Annotated in this window: 27 protein-coding genes and 2 rRNA genes; 22 read left to right on the top strand and 7 right to left on the bottom strand. The window is 41.0% G+C overall.

Translation table 11 applies throughout. From position 1 onward, the window contains the following. The 3 genes from ACGTN9_RS16150 to ACGTN9_RS16140 all read left to right on the top strand — a co-directional run. A 23S ribosomal RNA gene (locus ACGTN9_RS16150) occupies positions 1–124 on the top strand; the annotation flags it as partial. Positions 125–201: 77 nt separating this feature from the next. Continuing rightward, positions 202–315: ribosomal RNA gene (gene rrf, locus ACGTN9_RS16145) — 5S ribosomal RNA — on the top strand. A gap of 608 nt (positions 316–923) precedes the next feature. Further along, entirely contained in the window at positions 924–1,166 is a 243-nt protein-coding gene (locus ACGTN9_RS16140; RefSeq protein WP_499594531.1) for a protein YuzH, read from the top strand. A gap of 82 nt (positions 1,167–1,248) precedes the next feature. Here ACGTN9_RS16140 and ACGTN9_RS16135 read toward each other — a convergent pair whose 3' ends face one another. After that, positions 1,249–2,511, bottom strand: coding sequence for a BaiN/RdsA family NAD(P)/FAD-dependent oxidoreductase (locus ACGTN9_RS16135; RefSeq protein WP_499594539.1), 1,263 nt, complete (start codon positions 2,509–2,511; stop codon positions 1,249–1,251). A gap of 106 nt (positions 2,512–2,617) precedes the next feature. On the opposite strand from ACGTN9_RS16135, the gene ACGTN9_RS16130 reads away from it, so the two are divergent. Both ACGTN9_RS16130 and ACGTN9_RS16125 read left to right on the top strand, forming a co-directional pair. Continuing rightward, positions 2,618–4,243: a putative polysaccharide biosynthesis protein gene (locus tag ACGTN9_RS16130; RefSeq protein WP_499594528.1), complete on the top strand. Its 1,626-nt coding sequence runs from the start codon at positions 2,618–2,620 to the stop codon at positions 4,241–4,243. Between the two features lie 10 nt (positions 4,244–4,253). Further along, on the top strand, positions 4,254–4,973 hold the full coding sequence (locus ACGTN9_RS16125) for a pseudouridine synthase (RefSeq protein ID WP_499594526.1): 720 nt from the start codon (positions 4,254–4,256) through the stop codon (positions 4,971–4,973). A gap of 51 nt (positions 4,974–5,024) precedes the next feature. Here the strand turns inward: ACGTN9_RS16125 and ACGTN9_RS16120 are convergent, their stop codons facing one another. Then, entirely contained in the window at positions 5,025–5,222 is a 198-nt protein-coding gene (locus tag ACGTN9_RS16120; protein ID WP_499594523.1) for a DeoR family transcriptional regulator, read from the bottom strand. A 187-nt stretch (positions 5,223–5,409) separates the two neighbouring features. On the opposite strand from ACGTN9_RS16120, the gene ACGTN9_RS16115 reads away from it, so the two are divergent. The 7 genes from ACGTN9_RS16115 (at position 5,410) to ACGTN9_RS16085 (ending at position 12,511) form a co-directional block, all read left to right on the top strand. Continuing rightward, a complete protein-coding gene (locus tag ACGTN9_RS16115; protein ID WP_499594520.1) occupies positions 5,410–6,435 on the top strand; it encodes a potassium channel family protein in 1,026 nt (341 codons plus the stop codon). Further along, positions 6,432–7,817, top strand: coding sequence for a dipeptidase PepV (gene pepV, locus ACGTN9_RS16110; RefSeq protein WP_499594518.1), 1,386 nt, complete (start codon positions 6,432–6,434; stop codon positions 7,815–7,817). The genes ACGTN9_RS16115 and pepV overlap by 4 nt, the downstream gene beginning before the upstream one ends. A gap of 1 nt (position 7,818) precedes the next feature. After that, positions 7,819–9,027 (top strand): MFS transporter, encoded by a 1,209-nt coding sequence (locus ACGTN9_RS16105; RefSeq protein WP_499594515.1) that lies wholly within the window; start codon positions 7,819–7,821, stop codon positions 9,025–9,027. A gap of 5 nt (positions 9,028–9,032) precedes the next feature. After that, complete coding sequence (thpR, locus tag ACGTN9_RS16100; RefSeq protein ID WP_499594512.1) at positions 9,033–9,596, top strand: RNA 2',3'-cyclic phosphodiesterase; 564 nt, start codon at positions 9,033–9,035, stop codon at positions 9,594–9,596. 4 nt (positions 9,597–9,600) lie between these two features. Then, positions 9,601–10,509 carry an NERD domain-containing protein gene (locus ACGTN9_RS16095; protein WP_499594510.1) on the top strand — a complete coding sequence of 303 codons (909 nt, stop codon included), beginning with the start codon at positions 9,601–9,603 and terminating at the stop codon, positions 10,507–10,509. Between the two features lie 105 nt (positions 10,510–10,614). Then, the gene (locus ACGTN9_RS16090; protein ID WP_499594507.1) at positions 10,615–11,541 is read left to right on the top strand and encodes a diacylglycerol/lipid kinase family protein; all 927 of its coding nucleotides are present in this window, start codon (positions 10,615–10,617) and stop codon (positions 11,539–11,541) included. Positions 11,542–11,707: 166 nt separating this feature from the next. Then, the gene (locus tag ACGTN9_RS16085) at positions 11,708–12,511 is read left to right on the top strand and encodes a phosphotransferase family protein (protein WP_499594537.1); all 804 of its coding nucleotides are present in this window, start codon (positions 11,708–11,710) and stop codon (positions 12,509–12,511) included. Here the strand turns inward: ACGTN9_RS16085 and ACGTN9_RS16080 are convergent. Beyond that, a complete protein-coding gene (locus tag ACGTN9_RS16080) occupies positions 12,486–12,788 on the bottom strand; it encodes a YtzH-like family protein (RefSeq protein WP_499594505.1) in 303 nt (100 codons plus the stop codon). The two genes, ACGTN9_RS16085 and ACGTN9_RS16080, sit on opposite strands and share 26 nt — an antisense overlap. 124 nt (positions 12,789–12,912) lie before the next feature. After that, complete coding sequence (locus ACGTN9_RS16075) at positions 12,913–13,071, bottom strand: hypothetical protein (protein ID WP_499594502.1); 159 nt, start codon at positions 13,069–13,071, stop codon at positions 12,913–12,915. Between the two features lie 260 nt (positions 13,072–13,331). On the opposite strand from ACGTN9_RS16075, the gene trmB reads away from it, so the two are divergent. Together trmB and ACGTN9_RS16065 are read left to right on the top strand one after the other, a co-directional pair. Continuing rightward, on the top strand, positions 13,332–13,973 hold the full coding sequence (gene trmB, locus ACGTN9_RS16070) for a tRNA (guanosine(46)-N7)-methyltransferase TrmB (RefSeq protein WP_499594499.1): 642 nt from the start codon (positions 13,332–13,334) through the stop codon (positions 13,971–13,973). Positions 13,974–14,038: 65 nt separating this feature from the next. Then, on the top strand, positions 14,039–14,890 hold the full coding sequence (locus tag ACGTN9_RS16065) for a YtnP family quorum-quenching lactonase (protein ID WP_499594497.1): 852 nt from the start codon (positions 14,039–14,041) through the stop codon (positions 14,888–14,890). Between the two features lie 307 nt (positions 14,891–15,197). On the opposite strand, the gene ACGTN9_RS16060 is transcribed toward ACGTN9_RS16065, so the two are convergent. Then, a complete protein-coding gene (locus ACGTN9_RS16060) occupies positions 15,198–15,512 on the bottom strand; it encodes a PepSY domain-containing protein (RefSeq protein WP_028783498.1) in 315 nt (104 codons plus the stop codon). Positions 15,513–15,654: 142 nt separating this feature from the next. On the opposite strand from ACGTN9_RS16060, the gene ACGTN9_RS16055 reads away from it, so the two are divergent. Further along, positions 15,655–16,722 carry a M42 family metallopeptidase gene (locus tag ACGTN9_RS16055; protein ID WP_499594495.1) on the top strand — a complete coding sequence of 356 codons (1,068 nt, stop codon included), beginning with the start codon at positions 15,655–15,657 and terminating at the stop codon, positions 16,720–16,722. A 161-nt stretch (positions 16,723–16,883) separates the two neighbouring features. Next, positions 16,884–17,408, top strand: a complete 525-nt coding sequence (locus tag ACGTN9_RS16050; RefSeq protein ID WP_499594493.1) for a DUF84 family protein — start codon at positions 16,884–16,886, stop codon at positions 17,406–17,408. Between the two features lie 158 nt (positions 17,409–17,566). On the opposite strand, the gene ACGTN9_RS16045 is transcribed toward ACGTN9_RS16050, so the two are convergent. Continuing rightward, positions 17,567–18,007, bottom strand: a complete 441-nt coding sequence (locus ACGTN9_RS16045) for a YtoQ family protein (RefSeq protein ID WP_499594490.1) — start codon at positions 18,005–18,007, stop codon at positions 17,567–17,569. A 161-nt stretch (positions 18,008–18,168) separates the two neighbouring features. Here ACGTN9_RS16045 and ACGTN9_RS16040 point away from each other — a divergent pair, with 161 nt between their 5' ends. Then, positions 18,169–18,675, top strand: coding sequence for a hypothetical protein (locus tag ACGTN9_RS16040; RefSeq protein ID WP_499594488.1), 507 nt, complete (start codon positions 18,169–18,171; stop codon positions 18,673–18,675). A gap of 58 nt (positions 18,676–18,733) precedes the next feature. On the opposite strand, the gene ACGTN9_RS16035 is transcribed toward ACGTN9_RS16040, so the two are convergent. After that, a complete protein-coding gene (locus tag ACGTN9_RS16035; protein ID WP_499594484.1) occupies positions 18,734–20,851 on the bottom strand; it encodes a methyl-accepting chemotaxis protein in 2,118 nt (705 codons plus the stop codon). Positions 20,852–21,049: 198 nt separating this feature from the next. Here ACGTN9_RS16035 and ACGTN9_RS16030 point away from each other — a divergent pair, with 198 nt between their 5' ends. From ACGTN9_RS16030 to ACGTN9_RS16010, 5 genes are all read left to right on the top strand, one after another. Next, on the top strand, positions 21,050–22,081 hold the full coding sequence (locus ACGTN9_RS16030; RefSeq protein WP_499594481.1) for a PTS sugar transporter subunit IIC: 1,032 nt from the start codon (positions 21,050–21,052) through the stop codon (positions 22,079–22,081). A gap of 66 nt (positions 22,082–22,147) precedes the next feature. After that, the gene (locus tag ACGTN9_RS16025; RefSeq protein ID WP_499594478.1) at positions 22,148–22,465 is read left to right on the top strand and encodes a thioredoxin family protein; all 318 of its coding nucleotides are present in this window, start codon (positions 22,148–22,150) and stop codon (positions 22,463–22,465) included. A 90-nt stretch (positions 22,466–22,555) separates the two neighbouring features. Further along, on the top strand, positions 22,556–23,374 hold the full coding sequence (locus ACGTN9_RS16020; protein WP_499594474.1) for a DUF1444 domain-containing protein: 819 nt from the start codon (positions 22,556–22,558) through the stop codon (positions 23,372–23,374). Positions 23,375–23,376: 2 nt separating this feature from the next. Beyond that, entirely contained in the window at positions 23,377–23,982 is a 606-nt protein-coding gene (gene ytpR, locus ACGTN9_RS16015; RefSeq protein ID WP_499594471.1) for a YtpR family tRNA-binding protein, read from the top strand. A 140-nt stretch (positions 23,983–24,122) separates the two neighbouring features. Continuing rightward, positions 24,123–26,777, top strand: a complete 2,655-nt coding sequence (locus tag ACGTN9_RS16010) for a DNA translocase FtsK (protein WP_499594468.1) — start codon at positions 24,123–24,125, stop codon at positions 26,775–26,777. The last annotated feature ends 50 nt before the right edge of the window (positions 26,778–26,827 follow it).

Below are 26,827 nucleotides of genomic sequence, written 5' to 3'. Positions count from 1 at the left end.
GATGAGATTTCCCATCACTTCGAGTGAGTAAGATCCCTCAGAGACGATGAGGTAGATAGGTCCGAGGTGGAAGCGTGGTGACACGTGGAGCTGACGGATACTAATCGATCGAGGACTTAACTAATATCATTCGTGAAGAAGTTGGATCGTTGAATGTTACTTATCTAGTTTTGAGGGTTCACCTCAATTGCATCATAAAGGTCTAGTGGCGATAGCGGAGAGGTCACACCTGTTCCCATGCCGAACACAGCAGTTAAGCTCTCCAGCGCCGATGGTAGTCGGGTTTATCCCCGTGAGAGTAGGACGCCGCTAGGCAAACAAGAAACCCGGAAGTCTTCCAAGGCTTCCGGGTTTCTTTTATAGAAATGCTCTGCTAAATCACCATGCTGTTTTTATAGATAGGCCCCCTTTACAAGAAGACTCAGTTTTGAGATAGTGGTGCCCGTTACCATAAGAGCAATGGGATGGTTCCATGAAACGACTCGCTTTCCTGCGGGGGACCTGGCAAGCTTCATCGGGCTAAAGCCCTGCGTGATCTTGCCTAGCCCCTTCTCCCGCGGGAGTCTCACCGTTTCTCTTCCCATCCAGTCAGTTTTATACTAAACGGACCCTTCAAAAAGAGAATAGTTCACAACTAAAACTTCATCCTGAAGCATTTATAGAGAATATAAAGGATATAAAGGGGCAGAAGTCTTCTTTCAAATATTATGGGATGTATTCCCCACAAGTGTGATTTCGAGAACTTCCTACGCCCTTCCCCTCTTACAATATTTCGAAGTCAAGTCTTCGACTTTTCGGCCCGATAGTTGAATACGCTCTTATGAAAAAGTATTAAACAGAGCCGTAGAAATACAATTGTTGCTCCCGACAGACTTATTTGATATTATATAATCCAGTTCAGAATATATGTTCGGGTGGTGTGTATGAAATTAATTCGCTGGGCATACGATAGAAGAGGAGTCGTCAGAGGATACTTTGACCAGTTTCCCAATACTACCTTTTATTTGAAACGGATACGGAATTACTATTTTCTTTGTGCGGTTGACTGGAGTAAGTCTGATCCTGAAATAACCCAAGAATATCGGGAAGAAATTAATATATTGATTAATAGAGAATTGGGTAGGGAACAGGCCTACCTGCAAAGAAAAACGAGAAGCCTCTCTTAGAGGGCCTCTCGTTTTTCTTATTTTATCATTAATCTGCATTCATCCCCTACTTCAAATTTCGAAGAAATTAAGTGGGGGTAGTTCAACTGCCCATTGCTTCCCAGGCAGCATGCATGCCGGCTACCCTTCCAGTAACCATAGCGGATGTAATATTATACCCTCCTGTATAGCCGTGGATATCCAGGATTTCTCCGCAGAAATATAGCCCGGACATTAACTTTGATCGCATGGTGTTTGGAATTACCTCTTTAATGGATACTCCACCACCGGTTACGAACGCTTTTTCAATTGATTGTGTGTCATGTATGGTAACGGTAAAATGTTTTAATTCGGCAACGAACTTTCTTATTTGTTCATTGGAAATGTTTGCTGCTTTATCATCCGATTCGATCCCTACTTTATCTAAGATATAGTCTATCAGGCGTTCGGGAACAATGCCCTTTACCAGGTTACGCATACTTTTCTTCGGATGCTCTTTTACTAAGGTTTGAAGCTGTTCTATTAATTCAAGTTCTTTTTTCTCAGGGAGCGTATCGATTTCTACTTTAACAGGACGATTCCCGTTCATGAATTCTTTTACTACATACTGTGAACACCGCAAAATAGCTGGTCCGGAAAGTCCAAAGTGGGTGAAAATCATATCCATTTGATGGGTGATAATTGCTTTCCCTTTTTGGTTGAAAACGGATACAGCTACATCTCTTAATGATAAACCTTGCAAGGGTTTTTGCTTGATAACACGGTCATAGGAAATTAACGGTACTTCAGTTGGATACAGCTCTGTAATCGTGTGTCCCGCTTTTTTAGCCCAGGCATAGCCATCACCTGTGCTGCCGGTATGAGGGACTGATTTTCCTCCCACAGCCAGCACAATCGCTTTAGTTGTAATTTTTTCTTTTCCCTTTAGAATAATCGTATGGCTGTTTTCTCCATAATCGATCGCTTCTACTGGAGTGTTCGTTCTTATCTCAACGCCTAACTCATCCAGCCGGTGAAGCAAGGCGTTGACCACGTCCTTTGCTTTATTGCTTGCCGGGAACATCCGGCCGTGATCTTCCTCTTTTAATGCCACTCCTAATCCTTCAAAGAAGTCAATGATGTCGTAATTATTAAACACTGAAAACGCACTGTATAGGAACTTGCCGTTACCAGGAATATGTTTAATTACTTCGTCTTGAGGAAGTCTGTTGGTCACATTACATCTCCCTCCTCCCGATATAGCAAGTTTATTGCCGAGCTTTTTTCCTTTATCGATCAATATAGTAGAGACACCTTGTTCGGCAGAAGCAATTGCTGCCATTAAGCCTGAGGGGCCACCGCCAATGATGGCTGTTTCATAGGACAATGTAGTCATTCCTTTCAATCATGATGTTATTTGATTTGAATCATCTTTATTTATGGTAAAATAGATTCGTTCGACTCTACAATCATTGAAGGTGGAATAAATAGAAATGTCGAAAATAGTTAAAGGAACCATGCTCCTGACTGGAGCTACATTTTTATCAAAGTTTTTAGGGATGATTTATCTTATCCCTTTTGAAGCAATGGTAGGCGACACGGGAGGTACGTTATATGGTTTTGCATATATACCATACACGATATTCATCAGTATATCCACATTAGGGGTCCCGTTAGCCGTTTCAAAATTCGTATCAAAGTATAATTCGCTCGGAGATTATGAAACAAGCAGGAAGATATTGAAATCCGGGATGCAATTGATGGCATTTAGCGGTTTGGTTGCATTCCTGATCATGTTTTTTGGAGCTGAGCTGCTGGCAAAATCATTTATGAATGAGGAAAGCAGTAAAATCGCTTTAAAGGACGCCACAAGGGTCATTCAAATGGTAAGCTTTGCCCTGCTGATCATCCCTGGAATGAGTATTGTTCGTGGTTTTTTCCAAGGGCACGAATCGATGGCACCAACCGCCGTATCCCAGGTGATTGAACAGGTGGCGAGGATTGCATTTCTTTTGATTTCAGTATTTGTCGTCAGGGAAATATTCAACGGTTCTATTGAGTTGGCCGTCGGTTTCGCTACCTTTGCTGCATTTGTCGGTGCCATTGCCTCTGTGGTTGTACTTTATGTATATTGGAAAAAACGCAAACCATTTCTGGACCGTCACCTGGAACAGCAGGAGTATTCCTATAATATTCCGCAAAAGAAAATGTTCAAAGAGCTGCTTGGTTATGCTGGTCCGTTTGTTCTGGTAGGGATTGCGATTCCTCTTTATCAATTCATTGATAACCTGACGTTCCAGGATGCCATGTTCGTAGCTGGTGAAGGCGACCTTGCAGATACCGCTTATGCAGCTATTGTGATGTATGGCCACAAGCTTGTCATTATTCCAATGACACTTGCTACAGGATTGTCTTTATCCATGCTGCCAGCTGTAACCGCATCGTTCACAGAACAGAAAATTCAGTTGCTTCATAAGCAGATAAACCAGGTTTTTCAGATTGTAATATTACTTATATTCCCAGCTGTTGTAGGGCTGATTGTACTCTCCGGAGAAGCATATGGTGCTTTATATGGTATTGAAGGCGTAGAAATGAAAGGGATGTGGTTGGCTTGGTACGCTCCTGCTTCCCTGTTGTTTGGTTTATTTTCTGTCAGTGCTGCAGTACTGCAGGGAATCAACCAACAAAACTTTACGATCATCAGTCTGACAGCGGGAATGATTATTAAAGCATCGTTGAATATCCCGTTGATTTTAGTATTCGGAGCTAAAGGTTCCATCTTTGCTACCCTGCTTGCTGTAGCTACAGCTGTTCTACTTAACTTATGGAGAGTAAGAAAAAAAGCAGACTTCCCAATGCAGCCTTTATTCAAACGTGCGTTACTTGTTGTGATTTTTACAACCATTATGGCACTCATACTATGGATAGTTAAGTTCTTCCTGGGTATATTTATAAATCCGGAAGAAAGCCGCTTAGATGCTTTAATTATGTTGATTGCAGGTGTAGTTATTGGTGGAGTGAGCTATCTCTGGCTTGCCTATAAATCGACTTTGCTGGAACGGGTACTTGGAGGTAAAGTGAGAGTGCTTGATCGGTTCCTGAATAAAAAAAATAGCTAGGAGGGAAATGATGCGCATTGATAAATTGTTGGCTCATATGGGTTATGGGACAAGAAAAGAAGTGAAGTCGCTTCTGAAGTCCAGTAATGTCAGAGTCAACGAAGAAACGGTGAATAGTCCGAAAACACATGTTGACCCTGATAAAGATCAGGTCACTGTCTATGGTGAAATGGTAGAATACCGGGAATATATTTATTTAATGATGAATAAACCAGATGGGCTGGTATCTGCGACGGAGGATGCAGTGGAAGAAACTGTAATTGAGATATTGCAGCCTGAAGATCTTATATTCAACCCTTTTCCAGTGGGCCGTTTAGATAAAGACACAGAGGGGCTGCTGTTGATCACTAACGATGGTCAGCTTGCTCATAGACTTACTTCACCAAAAAAAGATATAGGTAAAACTTATTTCGCGACCATAGATGGTGAAGTGACGGATGCAGATGTCGAGACTTTCAAACAAGGGGTCAAGCTTGACGATGGTTATATCACAAAACCAGGCGAGCTTGAAATATTATCCTCCGGTTCTGAATCGGAAATCGAACTTACAATTACAGAAGGAAAATACCATCAAGTGAAACGTATGTTTGAAGCTGTAGGAAAACGCGTTACCTACCTGAAACGGTTGAGCATGGGAACGCTCCAGTTGGACGAGGATCTAGCCCCAGGAGAATACCGTGAATTATCAGAAGAAGAAGTAACTTACTTGAAAGAAATAACCAACCTCTAAAAAGGAAGAAAAAGCACCCGGCCAATTGGCCCGGGTGACTTTGTGATTTATTTAGGAAATTTTTACTTTCTTTTCTGTTGTCGTCCATTTTCCGCGATGTGGACTATCCACTAAACCATTATATTCCAGAATTGTCAAATCCCTTTGGACTGTCCGGTCGGTAATGCCGAACTCTTCCGCTAGCTGTGACGTCGTAACTATCCCATTCTCTCTGATATAAAGATAGATGGATTTAATACGGTTAAGCATACGGGATGATGAATGATTCAAAAAACCACTCCTTAGATTCATTCGTTGGAATTGTATGTGCGGGTGATGCTATGAAGTTATTTATAGTTTACACTAAAAATTATGATATATGCTACAAAATGAGCTGGAATTTACAGATATTTCACTAAATTTACATAGCTATTACCTTAGGAAAGGGGAGCAGGATATGTACATACTTCGCAAGTTACTCGCCAAGATGGTCAACATTAATAATTATGTATTATTTTTATCAAGCGGGATGCTCGTACTATTGGGAACGATTTTGATAGTTAATGTGGAAAAGGAGAACTTTCCTACTTATTTTGACGGATTCTGGTGGGTGATGACTACGGTCACTACAGTAGGTTATGGGGATTATTATCCTGTTACCATAGCAGGACGCTTGATAGCTATTGTCCTTTACATCCTGGGAATTGGCTTGATTGGTGTAGTTATAGGGAAAGTAGTCGACGGTTTTGCTAGTTTCCGAAAAAAACGTTTGGAAGGTGATATCGTGTATAAAGATAACAGTCATTATATTATCATCGGCTGGTCACAAAAGGCCTCTTTTGCGATTAAAGAAATCATAGATACTTATGAAAATGCTGAGATCGTCATTATTGATGATTTAAAAGAAGCTCCATTCTTAAAAGACAATATATACTACATAAAAGGGAATGCTTCCCAGAAAGAAACGTTATTAAAGGCCAATGCAGCAGCTGCTAAAGCTGTGATGATATTTGCAGATGACCGGATTAAAGACGATCAGTTAATTGATGGGAAAACTCTGTTAATTGCCTCCACTGTAGAAGCGCTGGCACCAGATGTCCATACGATTGTAGAAGTGATGGAAGAAGCTCATATAAAAAATTTCAAACATGTCCAGGTAGATGAGTTCATTATCTCAAATGAGACCGTATCCTCATTGGCTGTAAGGTCAGCCTTTATGAACGGAGTATCCAATATATACGGTCAGTTATTAAGCCGCTCACATGGAGATGATTTGTATTTGATACCGAAACATGGGGACTGGAAGACTTATCGTGATGCCTTTGAATCATTGTTGCAAAGAGGAGCGACATTAATTGCGGATGGCAATGACTTGAACATCAACAGGAGGTTAGACGAACCAATCCCTGAAGAAGCCAGGCTATTCGCTATATGCGATGATGTCACGTATAAAAAAATCATTGGAAATGAGGGAGGAAAATGAACTTTACCACGCTAGCTTCTCGCTACCAACAGGAATTTGAAGAGAGAGTTAAAAGAATTTTACGGATACCGAGCGTGTACCAAGAAGATGAGCATTATCCCTTTGGAAAACCGATAGATGATGTGTTGAACGAAATGCTTTCTATCGGCCAGGAAGATGGTTTTTCAGTAAAGAACATTTCAGGCTATGCCGGGCACATTGAATACGGACAGGGTAACGAAATCGTGGGAGTACTCGGCCATCTTGATGTCGTACCTGCCGGTGAAGGCTGGAGCAGTAACCCTTTTGAGCCGGTAATCAGAGAGGGCCAGCTATTTGCTAGGGGGGCACAGGATGATAAGGGCCCTGTAATGGCTGCATATATTGCCATGAAACTATTGAAAGACCAAGGTTTTGAGCCGAAAAAAAGAGTGCGGCTAATTTTAGGAACAGATGAGGAAAGGGATTGGCAGGGAATCGATTACTATTTTAAACAGGAAGAAATGCCTCAGTTCGGATTTTCTCCAGATGCTGCATTTCCTGTCATTCATGCTGAAAAAGGATTGATCGATGGATTTTTGCAACTTCCTTCTTTTACTCAATCTTCAGATAATGTCATGCGAGTAGATAGTATAGAAGGTGGAGATCGCCTGAATATGGTACCAGACTTTGCAAAAGCAAAACTACAGATGAATGGCCCCTCCAATCTGGAAGAAGAGTTTAAGAGTTTTCTTATTGAACGTGAGTTGACGGGGGAAATAAATAGTCACGGAAACAAGGTGGAAGTGAATATAAGAGGCAAAGGTGTTCATGCAAGCAAACCGGAACAAGGTATCAACGCTGTTTTCGAGTTAGCAAATTTTTTATCACAGTTGCCTTTATCTAACGAAGCAAGGGCTGTTTTCTCATGGTTAGCCGACCAATTCGGAGAAACTTCAGGTACTAATCTCGGAATATACGCGCAGGATAATGCTTCAGGTGCCTTAACGATCAACCTTGGATCACTTCTCTATAAAAATGGTGATATTACTGCTGGTATCAACATCCGTTATCCAGTTACCAGCGACGGTGAAGCGATTATTAACAAGATGAAAGAAGTGGCAGCTATTCAGAAAGGAAATTATGAACTTTATGATCATCTCTTGCCTCTATATATTGATGAAGACCACCCTGACGTAAGGACGTTATTAGAAATATTCAATAAACAGACAGGAAGTGAGCGAAGCGTAGAATCAATCGGTGGTGCTACTTATGCAAGAGCACTAAAAACCGGGGTAGCCTACGGCGCAATGTTTTCAGACAGTCCGGACACGGCTCACCAAAAAGATGAACATGTCCGTATCGATGACATGATAAAAGCGATTGCTATCTATGCAGAAGCGATTTATCAACTGACAAAATAACGTGACATCTTTAAGAAGAGAGGGTCTGCCAATGCAGGAATACAAACATAAGACTTATCGTTTTTTCCAAATCTACTATTTTTTCACATTCTTTGGTTTCGGGGCCCTCTTTCCACTGTTATCCATCTTTTTAGAAGAAGAAAAAGGATTGAATCATACGCAAATTGGATTGATTATTGCTGCATTGCCTTTAGTCACTATTTTCATTCAACCACTATGGGGAATGATTAGTGATCACACCAAACGAACAAGAAGGCTGCTGGCAATTGCGACATTATTGGCTGCTATTTTGGGCTTACTTTACCCCCTTTGGCAAGGTTTTATATTTTTATATGCAGGTATGCTGATCATCGCAGTATTTCAATCAGCTATTGTACCTCTCTCCGATAGTTTGTCTCTAAGTTATGTGCAACAGCATGGGAAACAATACGGAAATATCCGGTTATGGGGAGCAATCGGTTTTGCTGTGGCTGTTTTTGTGTTAGGGCGTGTCACGGAGGTAGCCGGATCTCTGAATTGGGTATTCATATTTTTTAGTGGAGGACTTATTCTCGCTTTGTTATCACTCTCTCAATTCCCCAAACATGGGGAAGGTGTGGCCGTATCTTTTCGTGAAGGCCTAAAGGTGTTAACCAAACAAAAAAGCTTTATGATTTTTTTACTTTCAAATTTCTTAGTATTTGGGCCGGTTTTAGCCAACAATTATTACTTCGGTACATTCATTTTAACTGTTGGTGGGACACTAACAGCAGTAGGAATAGCGTTTTTATTTGCTGCGGGAAGTGAAGCCCCTTTTATGAAAATATCCCAATTTATAATTGATAAGCTGGGTATTTTTCGAGTATTGATTATCAGCTCTTCTGTTTCATTCTTCCGTTGGCTTATATATGCCTTTGAACCTTCGAGCGGGATCGTTTACGCAACGACAGTCATGCAAGGTGTATCAGTCGGACTTTATATACCTGCTGCTTTGATACTGGTAAGGGAACTCGCGCCTAAAGATGTGATTGCAACAGCGGTAGGGTTGTACTCTGCTGTAGGAAATGGGTTGGGAAACGCATTTTTCACATTTATAGGCGGGGTATGGATTGATGCTCTCCATGTATTCGGGATGTATGGCTTTTTCTCTGCCATGACTTTTACAGGTATGGTCTTGATTGTAGTGGTAAGTAAACGGGAAGGTAAACAAATCTATTTAGAAGGAGGATGATTACAATGACAGGAACACCTCATTATTTCATTGGCGTGCCTATTTCCGAGGAAATACGTCAGGTTCTGAAAGACTGGCAAACAGAACTGAAACAGGTGATAGAATACAAAACATGGACGCATCCAGAAGATTTTCATATTACATTGAAATTTCTCGGAGCGGTAGATACGAAAAATATTAATGAGGTGCTGCATGTGCTGAAGGAAGAGGCAGCATCGTACCCTGCTCCTTTCCATATCGAAGCGTCAGATCTGAAATTTTTTGGTCAAAAACATAAGCCGAGAGTTTTATTCATGGAAGTGGAGAAGCATCCTTCTTTATTAAATTTGAAAGAAATTGTGGAATCACGACTGAAACGTGTTGGTTTTCCAGAAGAAAACCGACCATACCGTCCTCATATCACGATAGCGAAAAAGTGGAAGGAAGAGCAGGAAGGTATTTTTCCGAATGAGAAACTGGAGAACTTGAAAGAAACAATGATTTTACCGGTCGACCGGTTTCATATCTTCCGTATCCATCCCGCAAAAGCGACTAAGTATGAAATTGTCGAGACGATCGAATTGGGGTGACATTATGGCACAGTTGATTAAGCTTCAGGATTATATTTCCCGTTATGAAACTGATATGTATAAATATCCCGGCCAATATATCCGTGCCAAAAAGAAGCACTGGGAGACAATGAAACAAAAGTGGACCGAACAGCGTTTGGGTTTGGAGCAACCGCCTCCACCATCTGATAAAGACGAACCTCCTTCTAAATGGAAACGCCTGTTCAAGAGACAAGATAAAGAAGAGACGACTCAGGATCCTTCTCCTGAGCCTCCAACGTCCTTAGATGATGGAAAGCAAATTTTTCTTGATAATCTTTTTTCTGTTCAATTAAAATGGGCAACATCAACGCTATGGGAGAAATCATTTTTAGACCCAGATTATAAACATGATAAGCAATTGAAATACTTTTTACAGCGGTTTCCCGATACGTTTCTTATCATGTATGAGCCGCTAGTCAAAATCAAACAAGCACCGATGGAAATAAATACAATCCTGATTGGCCCCATTGGGATTGAAATAATTCATTTCATGGAGGCTTCTGCTAATTCGGTGATAGTAACAGAAGATAACAGAACCTGGTATATCAAAGATGAGCATAGCAGTTCAAAGATCATCAGCCCATTGATTGCTTTGAACCGGAGTGAAACTTACGTGAAAAGTGTTCTTTCCAAATATGGAATTGATTTCCCATATAGCAAAGTGATACTCGCACCTGAAAATGAGTTTAAATCTACAAATGAAAATTTCCATACAAGTTATATTGGTAAAGTTGAGTACCAAAAATGGTTTGAAGAAAAAAGAAAATTGCGTTCTCCATTAAAGCATTCGCAATTGAAGGCAGCTGAAGCTCTTGTTAAACATAGCCAGACTACTGCCATAAGGCGTCCGGAATGGGATCAGGAAGATCAAGGCTTCGTAAACGGGGAGTGACAGTTTAAACTATTTTCGAGCAGCTGAGTCTGTAAGTACTACCTTTGCATTGTTTGTAGTATAATAGACTCACGAAAGGCTTTGCTGGTAACTAGGGGGGAAGAGATGCATATTGTCATTGTAAATACGATTGCTGGTAATGGCAGAGCCTTAACTATTTTAGAGAAGATTCAGCGTGATCCTTCATTTCAAGCGAATCAATGCAGATCATTTATCACCGATTATAAAGGGCATGCGGAAGAGATTGCGAAACAAGTAACTGAAATTTATCACGAAAAGATAAAAACCGTGATTATCATTGGAGGAGACGGGACATTACATGAAGTGCTAAATGGTATGAAGCACTATCCTGAAATTCCTCTTGCCGTTATACCCGCTGGCTCTGGAAATGACTTTGCGCGAGGTGCAGGCATACATACAAATTCCGTTACCTTATTCAAACGAATTATCGACCATCCCAAAGTCTTAACCTTCAAACCAGGGGCTTACCGGTTTCATAATGACGTCAAGAACCCCCGGCATTTTATGAACAGTATTGGTTTTGGTCTGGACGCTGAAGTTGCTTATAAAGCGGATAACTCATCCTTCAAAAAAGTTTTCAACAGGATGAGAATAGGTTTTATGAGTTACGTCCTTGCCTTTTTCACAGTAATTCCAGCTTATCAATCATTAGATATCACCCTTACCATTGATGGGAAAGTAAAACATGTAAAGGGTGCTTATATGATAACTGTTTCCAGACACCCATATTATGGGGGTGGAATGAAGATCGCTCCACAAGCCAGTTTAAAAAAAGACTTCTATTCAGTCATCGTAGTCGAATCACTGCCTAAGTGGAAAATACTTTTATTGTTTATTACCGTATTTTTTGGGAAACACACATCTTTAAGAGAAGTTAAACAATATAAGGGCAGAGCGATTACCGTAGAGTCGCCATCCAAGATTCCTGTACAGGTCGATGGGGAAGTCGGCTCGTGCCGTTTTTGTAAAATGGAAATACCAGAGCAAAAGCGAATGGTTTATTTGGGATAAAGAAGCTAGTTCTTGAAATTGGCCGGGGAGATAAGATATTCTATAAAACGTGTATCATACAGCAGGGTAAAACTTTTACTGGCTATGGAAAGAAAATCATGTATACTTATAATACCGCTTATGGCACGGCAATACTTAAAGATTTGAGGAATTGAAGGTGAAACGCTTGGAACACATACTTGGAGAAGAATGGACCATTACACCAGCCGGTGGATCGACTGGTGAGGCCTATTATGCACAAAATAATAATAAACGTCTATTCTTGAAGCGGAATTCATCCCCTTTCCTGGCTGTATTGTCTGCAGAAGGAATCGTACCTAAGCTCGTATGGACAAAAAGGTTGGAAAATGGTGATGTTATCACTGCTCAGGAATGGCTGGAAGGCCGTGAACTCAAACAGGAAGAAATGAAACACCCACGGGTGGCAAAACTGTTGAGTAAGATCCATCATTCTTCCGAGTTGTTAGACATGCTAATGCGGATAAGCAAACATCCGTTACTTCCAGAAGACATCCTTGAGGATATCAAAGAGAACGAACGTCTCTTTAAGGATATCGATCCATGGAAACAAATTTATATAGCGATTGATTATTTGGAAGCAAAACTGGGGGAAGTGAAAGCAGCCAAGCATGTAGTTTGTCATTGTGATATGAATCATAATAATTGGATGTTATCCAGGGATGATCAACTTTATTTGATCGATTGGGACAATGCGATGGTGGCAGATCCTGCCATGGACTTAGGGATGCTGTTACACTGGTATATTCCTAAAGAGGATTGGAAGCCATGGCTGGAAAGGTACGGGGTGGAAGAAACAGAAAATTTATATACACGTATGACCTGGTATGCGATAGCTCAATCATTGACTTTCATTCAATGGCACCGCATGCGAGGAGATATAGAAGAAGCCGCTCAGCGAACGGAATCACTGATGCGACTCATGGTTAATCATGGTATCTGGTGTCCTTGACCTGTGCCAGAGCACTAACCCAGTGTTTTAAATTAGCTTGATTATTATAGATATGTTCTGTCATTTGTTCGTCAGATAAGCTTTGTTGACTGTAATCATAAATTCCAGGTAAATAATCCTGTAAATTTTGCTCAGGCTGATTGGCCAGCTTTGATTGAAGGGAATGGACAAGCCGTGCAATCTGCTGGCATTCGGCAACTGTGCCACAGCCATCCTCACTTTGCTCTGTAAGCAAATCGTATAAAACATTCAGCTGGTCATTTATCGTCAATGGCATCATGATCATCCTTTTTTATTTAGAGTGCTGAAAAATGCTGTTTCCTATACAAAAAAATTGGGCTCCTTTTAAGGAGTCCAATTTTTTTTGGATAATATATATTCATGATGTCGTTATCAAATCGTTAAGCTTGTGGTGCATATTTGACTTGATTTTTGCGAACTTCAGGATTTACCAGTTGTGTCAATTTTTCAAATGGATATATGAAAAGTGCATATCCAGCGAAAAGCGCAGAAAATACAGCAATTACGCTCATTTCGATCATACTAGTCAGTAGTTTCATCAGTAAATACTCACTCCATGTTTGTAGTATTAATCATACGATAATAATCATATCCCAGTAAACGCTTACAATCCAAATGAGGGAGTTAGTAGTTATAGCTCTTGAGAAAGGATGAAAGGTGATAAAAGTCATATATCTTTGGTATAGCGACATATATGGGGAGAGATGGAGGTATACGTCGTTTTCCTGCATATTCGCTAAAAACTTTTCTAAGAGAGTGATTTCATGATAAAGTTTAGACGATAGAGGAGGAATAATATATGCGTTTGCGTAATAAACCATGGGCAGATGATTTTCTGCGTGAGAACGACCACATCGTCGTCCAGGAACCATTTGAACATAAAAATAAATGGGAGGCACTCTTTCCCGAAAAACAGCCGTTACATTTAGAAATCGGTTCCGGAAAAGGACAATTTATTGCCGGGATGGGGAAACAGCATCATGATATCAATTTTGTAGGGATCGAACGTGTCAAAAGTGTCATTGTCGGTGCAGTCAAGAAAGTGATTGATGCAGATACTGTCAATGTGCGTATGGTGAACGAGAATGCCAGAGATTTAAGGGAACTGTTCGGTGAAAATGAAGTAGACCACCTTTATCTGAATTTTTCGGATCCATGGCCGAAAACACGCCATGAAAAAAGAAGGCTAACTTACCACACGTTTTTAGAACAATATCATAGTATTTTAAAAGCGAATGGAAAAATCACTATGAAGACCGATAATAAAAAGCTTTTCGAATATTCGCTAGTGAGCTTCTCTCAATATGGTATGCGTTTAGAAGAGGTGGAACTTGATTTACACCAACTGGATGATCCGTTGAATGTTCCCACCGAATATGAGGAGAAGTTTGCAGAAAAAGGTCAGCCGATTTATCGTTGCCGCGTCTCCTTCAAGGACTGATACCGTTTTCAAACCTCTCATCTGTTATGGTACACTTTAAAGTGTAAGCAAAAGGAGGGGGACAAATGGAAACATTGCAAGTAGGACGAGCCAAGCTGACATGGCTTCAAGGTGGAGTTACCCATTTGGACGGAGGAGCGATGTTCGGAGTTGTTCCGCGCCCACTATGGACGAAAAAATATCCGGTTAACGATAAGAACCAAATTGAGCTTCGGTCTGATCCGATTTTGTTGGAAGTTGATGACCGTAGATTCTTAATTGATTCAGGCGTAGGTAATGGGAAATTTTCCGAGAAGCAAATTAGAAACTTTGGTGTTCTGGAAGAATCGAAGCTGGATGAGTCTCTGGAAACGTTGGGATTGACTACAAAAGATATTGACATGGTGCTGATGACACACCTTCATTTTGATCATGCTTGTGGATTGACGCGCTGGCAAGAAAATGAACTTGTTTCTACGTTTCCTGAAGCAGAAATTATAACTTCCGAAGTGGAATGGAATGAAATGAGGCAACCGAATCTTCGTTCTGCTAATACGTATTGGGAAGAAAACTGGAAGCCTGTAGAATCACAGGTACATACGTTTCAAGAAGAAAAGGAATTGCTGCCAGGCTTGAAAATGATCCATACTAGCGGGCATAGTGATGGTCATTGTATCATTCTATTTGAAGATGGCGAAGAACAATTCATTCATATGGCGGATATCATGCCGACACATGGACACCAGAACCCATTGTGGGTTCTTGCATATGATGATTATCCTGTAACGTCAGTCCATGAAAAACAAAAATGGATGACCTATGGCTATGAGCGTAATGCCTGGTATACGTTCTACCATGATGCCCATTACCGGGCGATCAAATTTGACCAGGATGGAAAGAAAATAGATGAGGTAAAACGCCACCGCTATGCTTACTAAAGAACAAAAGCGCAAGCGCCTTGCTCACCCCCGACAAGCTTAAGCCAAGCCTCGCCGTGACGTTTTTTGTACTTTCAGTCAAATCAAGTTTAATAAAGGTTTAAAGTATAAGTAAAACTAAGGCTTTCGCCATATAGCCTCGGCGATAAGCCAAGTTTTTCTAATCACAGAGAGGATTGACTTAAGACCTCGAGGGGGTAGGCGCTGGAGCTGGATGCAGCCCGACGCAAAATGTTATCCACAACCAACAATCCTAGTTAATAATAAAAGCCGTGCCGGTTTAAATAAACCGGCACGGCTTTTGTTATTAATTAGCTTCGGCAACATCGACGATTGTTCCTGTTTGGGCATCGATGAAAAATTCATATTGAGAAGTTTCTCCATCTTGGCTTTTAGAAACGCCTCCACGATAAACTTCATAATCCATTCCATTTTTAGTCAATTCTTCTGGTTTCATGTAAATCCAGGAGCCGCTGATAGGGCCTTGTTTTTTGAAAGCTTCTTTTGCGATTTTCAATGCTTTTTCAGGAGTAACCCCCTGTTTGTTGAAGACTTGCTCTTTGACGACATAGCCAGCTAAAGCACCGGCACCTGCCGCGATTGCGACTTTTTTCCAATCCATCACTATTCACCTCAATAAGTATTCTTTCCCACTAGTATACTAAATGTGCTGCATAATGAAAACTAAAATAAGTTTGAAAAGTAGAAAGTAGTCGAAAGTTTCGGTAAAATGGTGACTATAGTGGAAAGGAGTTCGATACATAATGAATCAAGAGACACAATCTTTATTCCGTACATTGACAGAACTACCTGGCGCACCGGGTAATGAACATTTGGTACGTCAGTTTATGAAATCAGAGTTAGAGAAGTATTCAGATGAAATCATTCAGGATGGCCTTGGCGGGGTTTTTGGGGTTAAAAAAGGTGAAGGTCCAAAAGTAATGGTAGCCGGGCATATGGATGAAGTTGGCTTCATGGTTACGCAGATTACCAAGAATGGGATGATTCGATTTCAGACACTTGGGGGATGGTGGAACCAGGTGATGCTTGCTCAGCGAGTACAAGTGATTACGGATAATGGTCCCGTCACAGGGGTGATCGGTTCTATACCTCCTCATAATTTAACACCAGAACAACGTAAGAAGCCGATGGAAGTGAAAAATATGTTAATCGACATTGGTGCAGATGATGAAGAGGATGTAAAACGGATTGGTGTTAAACCGGGTCAGCAAATTGTTCCAATATGTCCGTTTACTCCGATGGCAAATGAAAAGAAAATCCTGGCAAAAGCCTGGGATAATCGTTACGGTTGCGGACTTGCTGTAGAGCTGTTGAAAGAATTGGATGGGGAAAATACACCTAATCAGCTTTTCTCTGGTGCTACTGTTCAGGAAGAAGTAGGGTTACGAGGTGCTCAGACGGCTGCCAATATGATCCAACCGGATATTTTTTATGCCCTGGATGCTTCTCCAGCCAATGACATGAGTGGTGATGATAAAGAGTTCGGCCAACTTGGCAAAGGGGCATTACTTCGTATATTCGACCGCAGTATGGTAACACACCGCGGTATCCGGGACTTTATTCTGGATACGGCAGAAAGTAACGACATACCTTATCAATATTTCATATCGCAAGGTGGCACAGATGCAGGAAGAGTGCACATTTCCAATGATGGGGTACCATCTGCAGTGGTAGGGATCTGTTCACGATATATCCATACATCATCTTCTATTATCCATGTGGATGATTATGCTGCAGCAAAAGAGCTGTTGGTCAAACTAGTGAAAACGACAGATCAAAATACAGTCGCACAAATTCGTAATAACGGATAAGTAATAGATACAAATCACGCAGGCTTGGTAAGTCTGCGTGATTTTATTTCTGTTTTGTGATGAAGTGCTTCTTATCGAGATTGACTTTTTAACCATAGACCTGAATGGGGATAATGATGTATAGTGTAAGGAAGTAATTGTTCGATAGAAAGGTGAATAGAATGGTTCGCATATATACTGGATCGCAAAACCCTACAAAAATAGAATCTGTAAAAGAAGTATTTACTAGTTTTGATATAGAAGGAGCAGAGGTTGAATCTAAAGTGTCTGCTCAACCTTTTTCTGATGAAGAAACACAGGAAGGTGCTATCAACCGGGCAAGAGAATGTGCAAAAATGAAAAAAGGGGCTATGGGACTTGGCTTAGAAGGTGGAGTTATGGAAATAGCCGATGAACTTTACCTATGTAACTGGGGTGCGCTAGTAGATGAACATGAAAACTTGTACTTGGCCAGTGGAGCAAGAATCCCATTACCGGAAGAGATTAAGGTAGAATTAGAAAAGGGTAGAGAATTAGGCGATGTAATGGATGAATATGCAGATAAGCAAGAGGTAAGAAGAAACGAAGGAGCCATTGGCATTTTTACTAATGCTGCAGTCAATCGTAAAGAAATGTTCATCCACATTACCCGACTCTTGAAAGGCCAATATGAATTCGCGAACAAGCATAAAGCAGAACAGACTTAACTTTTAGGTGAAAAGAGTATTGGAAAGCAATAGTATATGACGTCTTGGGGCTGTGTAGCCAGTTGTTACTCAGTCCCATTTCCGGTCTCCACTATAATCAAAAAGCTGACCCAGTAGGTCTATTTAAGACTGGGTCAGCTTTTTTTAATTTTAAAGACTTATTCATAAATGTACTGCAATACCTCTAACGCCTGATCGACGGTTTCAACGGTTACATCGGCTTTGTTGGTCAATTCCTTCAATGGATGGATCAATGAATCAGGGCGCACGATAATAGTCGGTTTGTTCAGATGAATAGCTGCACTGGCATCCATGGCAGTATTCCATTGCTTGTATTTCTCTCCGAACAAGGCGATGACAACATCAGATTTTTGCAGTAATACTTGGGTTCTGAAATTATTGATGCTGGATGCAGCATCATCTTTGTATAGACTGCCTGGCTGTTCACCGAGAATATCCTCGCCGATATTGTCAGAGCGGTCATGGTTTTCCTGGGGTCCAACAAACGTCAGCGGCAAATCTTTTTCTTTTGCTTTACTTTTGACTTCGTCTCTCCAATCATCATGGATTTGTCCGGCTAAATATACGGTAAGTTCCATAATAAATTCCTCCCATTCTTTACCTTTGTTCCTACATTTCCATTATGGACAATTTATAACAAGCTGTCCATTGATAGGAGATGGTACGAAATGGAACTTGTCAAATCAACAAACAATAGTATCATGAAAGTAAAAAGAGGGAGTTGCAGGAGGAATAATCTATGAAGAAGACGATTGGTTCATTACTTACTATTCTTGCTTTTGTGCTCGGGGGATGTAGTTTTTTTATGTCCGAAGAAGATGCAATCTCGCAAACTCATGAAGTTGCAAAAACGACATTTGAGAAAAATGAAACGGAGACAAATCATGAGGCTGGTTCATTTTCATTATATATCCCAGACAGCATGAAAATCTCAGAAGAGTCAAATAGTAATTTGATTCTTAACGAAGGTGAGCAGACATTTATATTATTTTATAATCCTAAGGAAGAACGGAAAAGTAAATTGAATTATCAGGCCGCCTCTGAAAAAGATGAGCATCTGTTGTTGGAATCATTTGAAGATGAAGGCCGGTTTGGGTATGTAAGGGTACTGCCTATAAATGAGGAAGAAAAATATGAACTTCAAGTAGGCGTAGGCGGTGTGAAGGTCACTACCTATGCTGAAAAGGACAGTTTAAAAAATGATGCAGAAAAAATGATGAAGATTGCTAATTCAATTGCTTATTAGTGATAAAGAATTCCCTGGCCAAGGAAACATGGCCGGGGAATTCTTTTTTCTTGTTGATCTAAGAGGTTTTCCTTTCTGATAAATACTCATCGTCTGATACCAGGGCATGTTGTTTCTCAAGAGTAGTTTCTTCCTCTGATGGTTCGTACTCCATTATCTCTTCATTATGGATAGTGCCCTCTTCATAGGAAGCTGTGCCTGATAAGATGGTGAACTGGCTGACCTCTGCTTCCAGCTCCTGAGAAAGGCTTTGCAGTTCATTTGCAGCATGATTTACTTCGGTGAAAGAGTTCACCTGATTTTCACTTGAAGCAGCTACTTCCTCAGCTGTAGCGACGGCTTGCTCGGAGATAATGCTGATTTCCTGCAACTTACGTTTTAAAATATCATTGACGTCGTCTACACCGGTAATGGCTGCATTGACGTCCTGAATTTGTGAATTCATCGCTAAAACTTGCTCAGCAATACGATAGAAGACATTTTTGGTGTCTTTTACTGCAAGATTTTGTGATTGCTGGTAAGTCGCAAATCTTTCCGCTTCACCAGATAAGCTGGTCATTTGCAGTGACATACTATCTACAAGTGTCTGAATGCTTTTTGCTTCTTGTTTGGATCGTTCTGCAAGCTTTTTTACTTCATCGGCTACAACCGCAAATCCCTTACCAGCTTCACCTGCACGTGCAGATTCGATAGCTGCATTCAATGCTAACAGGTTGGTGTTATCCGCGATTTCTTCAATGGTGGTGACAATTTTATTTACTTGCTTTGACTGCTTGGTAGTCGATTGTACTTCCTTTGTCAAATGCGAAGCGAGAGAAATAAAGGAATCGGAAATGTCCTCCAATTTATTGATTGTCTGTAACCCTTGTTTGCCTTCTCTGTCCGCTTCCTTTAACGCACCCGAAATTTCCTCCGTAGCTTTGGTTGTACCAGTTATGGCCTGTGAAACTTGCTCAATCCTATTGGTACTTTCCTCTATCTTTTGTGCTTGCTCCTGGGAACCGATTGCTACTTGATTGATGGCGTCATTTACTTCTTCTCCCTGACGAGTGGTATGTTCTGCAACTTCTGTCAGGTAATTGGAAGATGTACTCAAAACACCTGACGCGTGTAATACCTTTTTCACTGATTGCTCCATTTTTTCAGCCATTTGATTGAATTGATCACCTAATTCAGCCATTTCATCCCTGGTACTGACAGTTACTCGATGGGAAAGGTTCCCATCACCGATAATCTTTGCGCCCTCTTTGAGTGTATATAAGGACCGGGATATAGATTTGATTAAAATAAAACCAGTGATAAGAGTGATCAGTAAACCTAGTGTTCCGATCAATATCAATAACAGAAAAAGTAATTGCTTAGCTTGTTCCTGTTCTGCCAGAAGTTGACTGTGAAGGCCATCAACTGTCGAAACTACTTGATCGACTTGATCAGCAATTTCAGCGGATATTTCTTCGAATGTGGTACGAATCTTATCAGATGAAGCAAAAGAATTGTTCATGGAACGGACGGTCTGTTCATATTTTAGTAAGTTCGTATTGAAGAGACTATTTTGTTCAGCTGTTAACTGTGCTTCTTCTCCTAACTCCTTAAAGGTTCGTTTCCTTTCATCAAATTCATTGAATGTTTCCTCTGTCGGGCTATGTAAGAAACGTGCTTCTGATAAACGGAGAGATAGTAAATGGTTGGATAATCTTGAGTTATCTAATTCATCTGTTAGTTTAGTCAATTCTTTATATGCATCATTAATGTATTGATACATGCCGCTATCATTGTTGAATCCGATCATACGATACATGTTGACCACTGTATCCAGTTCTTCTTCGTAAGTCACCGCCCTCTGGTGGATTGCTGAAAATTTATCAGATATAGCAGGGTAATTTTTATAGGATTCTGCATAGGATTTAGCTGTTTCTTTTAGACTGATAATTGCTGTTTGCATTGCTTCTGCATTAGCTTCGCCTGGTCCTGCAAAAAATACTTGCTGGCTATTTGTGGTCCTCATCATTTTATAATTGATTTCTTCACTATGAATGAGTGCTTCTTGCAAATGTTCCCTTTCCTCAGCCATTTCAGCTTGCTGATTAAAAATATAAACAGAGAACCCGATTAGTATAGCGATACTCGCTAAAGATAAGATAACGATCAATCTCACCCGGTTGCGTATGGACTTCACATTGTCCCCCTCCTTAATTTATGTGAAAATAGACTCAATTAACACTATTGAAATTATAGATCTTTTGAATCATAAAAACAACTTAACTTAACAAAAATAAATCTTTTTAACCGATAAATTATGATACGTTCCTTGTCTTTACACATGTAAATATTTTTTGTAAAATATAATGGTTGCATGCCTTAGGGAGGGGAAATAATGAAACGTTTCTTTGAGAAAAAAGGAGTAACTCTTAGTGCCAAGGAATACTTTATAACTGCATTGAGTTTCATGGCTCTTGGGTTATTTTCTTCACTAATAATTGGATTAATTATAAAGACCATGGGGGAGCAGCTGGATTTCTGGCCATACTTGTCTGCGTCATTGATCGAAATGGGCGAATTCGCCATGGATGTGAAAATTTGGGGAGGGGCGATCGGTATAGCGATCGCTTATGGATTGAAGGCTCCACCACTTGTTATGTTCGCTGCTTTATTCAGTGGTGCGTTTGGTGCTGAACTCGGGGGTCCGGCTGGAAGTTATGTGACAGCATTGATTGCTACTGAAACAGGTAAATTAATTAGTAAAGAAACTCGAATTGATATAATTTTAACGCCTTTTCTTACGATTGCTACAGGTTTTATCGTCGGTTCCTTCATCGGTCCTCCGATTGGAAATTTCATGGTGTGGTTTGGGGAGGTCATTATATGGGCGACTGATCAGCAACCATTCATTATGGGGATGATTGTCGCTGTATTGTTAGGGTTGGCATTGACTGCACCAATATCAAGCCTGGCCATTACATTAATGCTATCGTTAGATGGAATTGCAGCCGGTGCGGCTACCGTTGGAGGAGCTGCACAAATGATCGGGTTTGCGGCCATCAGTTATCGAGATAACGGTCCAGGTGGTATGCTGGCACAGGGGATTGGTACTTCGATGCTCCAAGTGGCTAATATTATAAAAAAACCGATCATCCTTCTGCCTCCTACGATAGCAGGGGCTGTGCTGGCACCTATCGCTACTGTTTGGCTGAAAATGGAAAACAACCCAATGGGAGCAGGTATGGGCACCAGTGGATTCGTAGGGCAAATCATGACGTTTGAGGCAATGTCGTTCAGTTGGGAGATTTTTTGGGTATTATTGATACTTCATATTATCGCACCTGCAATCATCAGTTTAGTGATAGCAGAGTGGTTCCGGAAAAAGGGGTGGATCCAGCCGGGCGATATGAAAATTGATTATGAATAGACGGTTTGAGCAAGCATGACCCACATTTACCACGTGCTATGTTAGGATGGAAGCGGAGGTGTAGAGATGGAACAGTTGAAAACAGAAGAACAATTTCATGAATGGCGAAACAAAGAAAAGGTAATTATGTTATTCTCAGCTGACTGGTGTCCGGACTGCCGTTTCATTGAACCTTTCCTTCCAGAGCTCGAAGAAAAATATTCGGAATATAACTTTGTATATATCGATCGAGATAACTTACTGGATATTTGCATAGAATATGGGGTCCTTGGTATTCCGAGCTTCCTTGCATTCCATCAGGGAGAAGAGATCGGACGCTTTGTCAGTAAGCAGCGGAAAACAAGAGATCAAATCGAGGCATTCATTGACGGGTTAGAGAAATAGTCAGAAACTGCGCGATTGTTGAAGCGCAGTTTTTTTATGCTAAAATAGACAAAGTAATTGATTTCTCTCCAAAATAAAGGAGGAAACGGTATGAAAATGACAAGCATCAAAATGAAAAGAAAACTCGAAGAACGGTTGCAAGTGGAAGATTGGCGCACTTCTTTCAACCGTGATAAAGATACATTCCGGGTAGAATGGAAGGAATCTGGCCAGGGGATAACCATTACCTTGCCTAACGTTATCTCTAAGTGGGAAAATCGCGGCGAGGAAGCCTTGGATGAATTAGAGGAGCATATTAAAGAGGCGTTACGGATTATGAATGAGACGCACCATTTGGAAGGGAAAGAACAACATATTTTCCCTGTTATCCGTGCTGGATCGTTTCCGACTGAGACATCTTCAGGAAAACAACTGGTGTATACCGAACACACAGCCGAAACAAGGGTTTATTATGCCCTTGATCTCGGTAAGTCCTACCAGCTGATCGATGAAGAAATGCTGGAGAGTGAAGGCTGGACGGCGGATCGTGTAAGGGAAATTGCAAGCTTCAATGTCCGTTCACTATCCGTAGATTTGAAAAAAGATGAAGTGTATGGGAATACGTTTTACTTTCTATCGACGAATGACGGATACGATGCCAGCCGGGTATTGAATGAGGCATTACTGGAAGAAATGAAAGCGAAGGCAGAAGGGGAACTGGCACTGAGTATACCACATCAGGATGTGCTGATTTTTGCTGACGTCCAAAATCCCGCTGGCTATGACATTTTAGCTCAAATGGCGATGAAATTCTTTGCAGAGGGACGAACACCAGTCACTTCATTATCATTTTTATATGAAGATAAACAGCTGGAACCCATATTCATTCTAGCTCAAAATAAACCTAAAGATGAAGGAAAGGGCGAGTAGGCATGTATGTATTTTATAACCCCAAAGGAATCGGTGATGTACTGATTTTTCCAATCAAAGATGGAGATCGCAACTATATTAAACAGCAGCATCACGGAGATGTGGTGAAGATTACTGATCAACGTGATGGAAGTTTGCTTGGGTATAATCTTTTTAATCTTTCTTCCTATATGAATTTGTCTGAGCATGGGAAGATTAGGCTTACGGATGCATTGCTTGATAAAGTCAAAGACGTTTTTGAAAAGAATGGCCTAGACGAAAAGTTGGATGTAGATTTGTCTCCCAAATTCGTCGTTGGTTATGTTGAAGAAAAAGATCAGCACGAAAATGCAGATAAGCTGAGTGTATGCCAGGTAAATGTAGGTGATGAAAAGCTGCAAATCGTTTGTGGTGCTCCTAATGTCGATAGCGGCCAAAAAGTGGTTGTGGCCAAGGTTGGCGCAATCATGCCAAGTGGTATGAAAATCAAGCCCGCCAAATTACGAGGGGTGGATTCCCGGGGGATGATCTGTTCCGCGAAAGAATTAGGTATCCCGGATGCTCCTAAAGAAAAGGGTATCCTTGTGCTGGAAGACGGATATGAAATCGGTCAGGTTTTTGAAATATAGAATTCAGAGTAGATGACTGTAGCACTATTTTCACGCTACAGTCTTTTTTTATTTTAAAAAACAACCTGTATGACTGAAAAACCTGTTAAAATAATAGGTAAACCTTTGTTAAGAAGAGAGTGATATAAATGTGGAATCAGATGAAGAAAAAACTGAAAGATATTTTTGCCAACGAGACATCTGAACAGCCGATGCAGGTTGATAACACGTTAAAGCACAAAGAAAATAATGACCCTTATGTAAAAACAAAAATGGCTTATAAATATCCTAAGCAAGGCGAGTTCCGTTTTCCGGTAATTCCGGATCATCGTTCACCGCAACAAGAACATAAAATTAGTCGTCGTCCTGCTCAAACTCCTTCGCACGAATATCAAGCTAACCCGGTTAAAAGCCCTGGCAGGGAAAGCGCAGAGCAGCGAAGCTATACACCGAAAAAAGAGTATACCCCTGAACTACATAACCGGAAAAGCAACGTCAAACCCAAAAATGAAAGACGTTATCAAAAGGAAGAGAGCAGCAAGGAAGAAGCAAACAAAATCCCTTTTCAGCCTTCCGAAGTACCTTCGCCAATTTATGGCTACCATCCGAGAGTAGGAGAAAGTAAGGTAATAGATGACTTAGCTTCTTCTGAAAGAGATCGCCGGCCTCAGGCAGAGAGCCTTTCAGAACTGCTGGCCCGCCATAGGGAAGATGCTTCTTCCCGTTCGCAAATGAAAGAAATCGTTACTCCTTTAGAAGAAATTCCAGTGAATAACGGAGAAGAAAAAGTCGAAGAGATTTCTGAGGAGAAAAATGAAGAGAAAACACTTGCTGATGATCATGTGGAACAGCAAGATAGCAGAGAAGAAGAGCTTCCAAAGAGTGAAGAGGACCCTGTTGTAAGTTCAGAGGATTATATTGCAGCCACAGTAGAAACTCCAGTCCAAGATGAAACAACGGACGAATCTATCAAAGAGATAAAAGAAGAGGAAACAGAAGTTATAGAAGATACGAAAGCTGAAACACCCCAGATAGACGAAAACGAGAATGAGGAAGCGATAGAATATGAGCAGCCGCCGGAACCTGAAGAACAGTCAGATCCAGTTGAACCTGCTGAAGTAGATACGCTTCCAAAAGGTACTGCTTTTAATGAGGAGGAGAGGTCTGAAGCTCATGCTCATACCGGGAAGCCAGAAAAGAAAAAAGAACAATATAAGAAAAGAAATCAAGCAAAACACCATTCCAAAAACGGAAAACAAAGTGTTCCCTTCAATGTCATCATGACTCCGCGGGACAAAAAAAGCAGAAATATAAATACGGTGTCCGAAAAAAGTGAAGTGAAAAAAGAGAAAAAAGAAGCGGATCAGCCAACAGCAGCTTATAGCAAACCGCCACTGCATTTATTGGATGATCCAATTAGTAAATCCCATAATCATGATGAGCGAATAAAGGAGCAGATGGAGTTACTGGAGACTACCCTGAACCACTTCCATGTCCGGGCGAAGGTAGTTAATGCTATGCGTGGTCCATCGGTTACACGGTTTGAAGTTCAGCCGGAGCCTGGAGTGAAGGTAAGTAAGATCACAAACCTCGCTGATGATATTAAGCTTAGTATGGCAGCAAAAGCGATTCGTATCGAAGCGCCAATACCAGGTAAGCAAGCGGTCGGGATTGAGATTCCTAACGAAAAATCAGACTTAGTTGGTTTACAAGAGATCTTTGAATCACCAGAATTCAAGGAAAATCCGTCTCCATTAACCGTAGCGCTTGGATTGGATATTGGGGGTACACCTGTAGTGACAAACCTGCAAAAAATGCCACACGGGTTAATTGCTGGAGCGACAGGCTCAGGAAAGAGTGTCTGTATCAATACGATTCTGGTCAGCCTGTTATACAAGGCTCATCATGAGGAAGTTAAATTTCTATTGATCGACCCGAAGATGGTGGAACTAGCACCATATAATGATCTGCCGCATTTAGTATCTCCAGTAATCACAGATGTAAAAGCAGCAACAAAGGCACTTAAATGGGCAGTCAAAGAAATGGATGACCGCTATGAAAAGTTCGTCAAAGAAGGCGTCAGAGATGTAGAACGTTATAATCAAAAAATGAACAAGCAGGAGCGTTCCAAAGAAAAAATGCCTTACCTGGTTGTCGTCATCGATGAGCTTGCTGACCTGATGATGGTGTCCCCACAGGATGTCGAAGATGCTATTTGCCGACTCGCCCAAAAAGCGCGTGCCTGTGGCATTCACTTGTTAGTGGCAACACAGCGTCCATCAGTAGATGTCATCACCGGTTTGATCAAAGCGAACATTCCGACCCGGATAGCTTTCAGTGTTTCATCGCAAGTAGACTCCCGTACGATCATTGATACGGCAGGAGCAGAAAAACTGCTTGGAAAAGGGGATATGCTGTTTGTAGAAAATGGTTCTGGTCAGTCAGTAAGAATTCAGGGGGCGTTCGTTTCGGATGATGAAATTGAACGTATTACAGGCCACGTAAAGAAAATAGCTCCCCCTAATTTCCTTTTTGAACAAGAGGAACTGATGATGCAAGCAAGCTCAGACGCTGGCGAGCAAGATGAATTATTTGAAGAAGCTGTATCTTTTGTCATCGAACATAATGGGGCTAGTGCATCCATGCTCCAAAGAAGATTTAAAGTGGGTTACAACCGTGCGGCCAGGCTGATCGACCATATGGAAGAATACGGAATCATATCGGAACAAAAAGGCAGTAAACCAAGAGATGTATTATTGAATAAAGAACAAGTAAACGAATTGTTTCACCCTGGTGAATCTGCCGAACTGAAATAACAGTCCCAATTTTATAAAGCATCTGTCTCCCCGCCCTTTATGGGCGTGAT

The sequence above is a fragment of the Halobacillus sp. B23F22_5 genome (genome assembly GCF_043497085.1).
Lineage (GTDB): Bacteria > Bacillota > Bacilli > Bacillales > Halobacillaceae > Thalassobacillus.
The sequence above is the reverse complement of the archived record's forward strand: the minus strand, read 5'-3'. Positions and strand labels throughout refer to the sequence as shown.

Bases quoted from the DNA above. Each gene is read 5' to 3' on its own strand.
- ACGTN9_RS16065 (WP_499594497.1), top strand. From the start codon at position 14,039: ATGGAAACATTGCAAGTAGGACGAGCCAAGCTGACATGGCTTCAAGGT.
- ACGTN9_RS16010 (WP_499594468.1), top strand. From the start codon at position 24,123: ATGAAGAAAAAACTGAAAGATATTTTTGCCAACGAGACATCTGAACAG.
- thpR (WP_499594512.1), top strand. From the start codon at position 9,033: ATGACAGGAACACCTCATTATTTCATTGGCGTGCCTATTTCCGAGGAA.
- ACGTN9_RS16080 (WP_499594505.1), bottom strand. From the start codon at position 12,788: ATGCCATTGACGATAAATGACCAGCTGAATGTTTTATACGATTTGCTT.
- ACGTN9_RS16140 (WP_499594531.1), top strand. From the start codon at position 924: ATGAAATTAATTCGCTGGGCATACGATAGAAGAGGAGTCGTCAGAGGA.
- ACGTN9_RS16075 (WP_499594502.1), bottom strand. From the start codon at position 13,071: ATGAAACTACTGACTAGTATGATCGAAATGAGCGTAATTGCTGTATTT.
- ACGTN9_RS16045 (WP_499594490.1), bottom strand. From the start codon at position 18,007: ATGGAACTTACCGTATATTTAGCCGGACAAATCCATGATGATTGGAGA.
- ACGTN9_RS16125 (WP_499594526.1), top strand. From the start codon at position 4,254: ATGCGCATTGATAAATTGTTGGCTCATATGGGTTATGGGACAAGAAAA.
- ACGTN9_RS16030 (WP_499594481.1), top strand. From the start codon at position 21,050: ATGAAACGTTTCTTTGAGAAAAAAGGAGTAACTCTTAGTGCCAAGGAA.
- ACGTN9_RS16130 (WP_499594528.1), top strand. From the start codon at position 2,618: ATGTCGAAAATAGTTAAAGGAACCATGCTCCTGACTGGAGCTACATTT.
- ACGTN9_RS16115 (WP_499594520.1), top strand. From the start codon at position 5,410: ATGTACATACTTCGCAAGTTACTCGCCAAGATGGTCAACATTAATAAT.
- ytpR (WP_499594471.1), top strand. From the start codon at position 23,377: ATGTATGTATTTTATAACCCCAAAGGAATCGGTGATGTACTGATTTTT.
- trmB (WP_499594499.1), top strand. From the start codon at position 13,332: ATGCGTTTGCGTAATAAACCATGGGCAGATGATTTTCTGCGTGAGAAC.
- pepV (WP_499594518.1), top strand. From the start codon at position 6,432: ATGAACTTTACCACGCTAGCTTCTCGCTACCAACAGGAATTTGAAGAG.
- ACGTN9_RS16055 (WP_499594495.1), top strand. From the start codon at position 15,655: ATGAATCAAGAGACACAATCTTTATTCCGTACATTGACAGAACTACCT.
- ACGTN9_RS16060 (WP_028783498.1), bottom strand. From the start codon at position 15,512: ATGGATTGGAAAAAAGTCGCAATCGCGGCAGGTGCCGGTGCTTTAGCT.
- ACGTN9_RS16040 (WP_499594488.1), top strand. From the start codon at position 18,169: ATGAAGAAGACGATTGGTTCATTACTTACTATTCTTGCTTTTGTGCTC.
- ACGTN9_RS16050 (WP_499594493.1), top strand. From the start codon at position 16,884: ATGGTTCGCATATATACTGGATCGCAAAACCCTACAAAAATAGAATCT.
- ACGTN9_RS16120 (WP_499594523.1), bottom strand. From the start codon at position 5,222: ATGCTTAACCGTATTAAATCCATCTATCTTTATATCAGAGAGAATGGG.
- ACGTN9_RS16090 (WP_499594507.1), top strand. From the start codon at position 10,615: ATGCATATTGTCATTGTAAATACGATTGCTGGTAATGGCAGAGCCTTA.
- ACGTN9_RS16020 (WP_499594474.1), top strand. From the start codon at position 22,556: ATGAAAATGACAAGCATCAAAATGAAAAGAAAACTCGAAGAACGGTTG.
- ACGTN9_RS16025 (WP_499594478.1), top strand. From the start codon at position 22,148: ATGGAACAGTTGAAAACAGAAGAACAATTTCATGAATGGCGAAACAAA.
- ACGTN9_RS16095 (WP_499594510.1), top strand. From the start codon at position 9,601: ATGGCACAGTTGATTAAGCTTCAGGATTATATTTCCCGTTATGAAACT.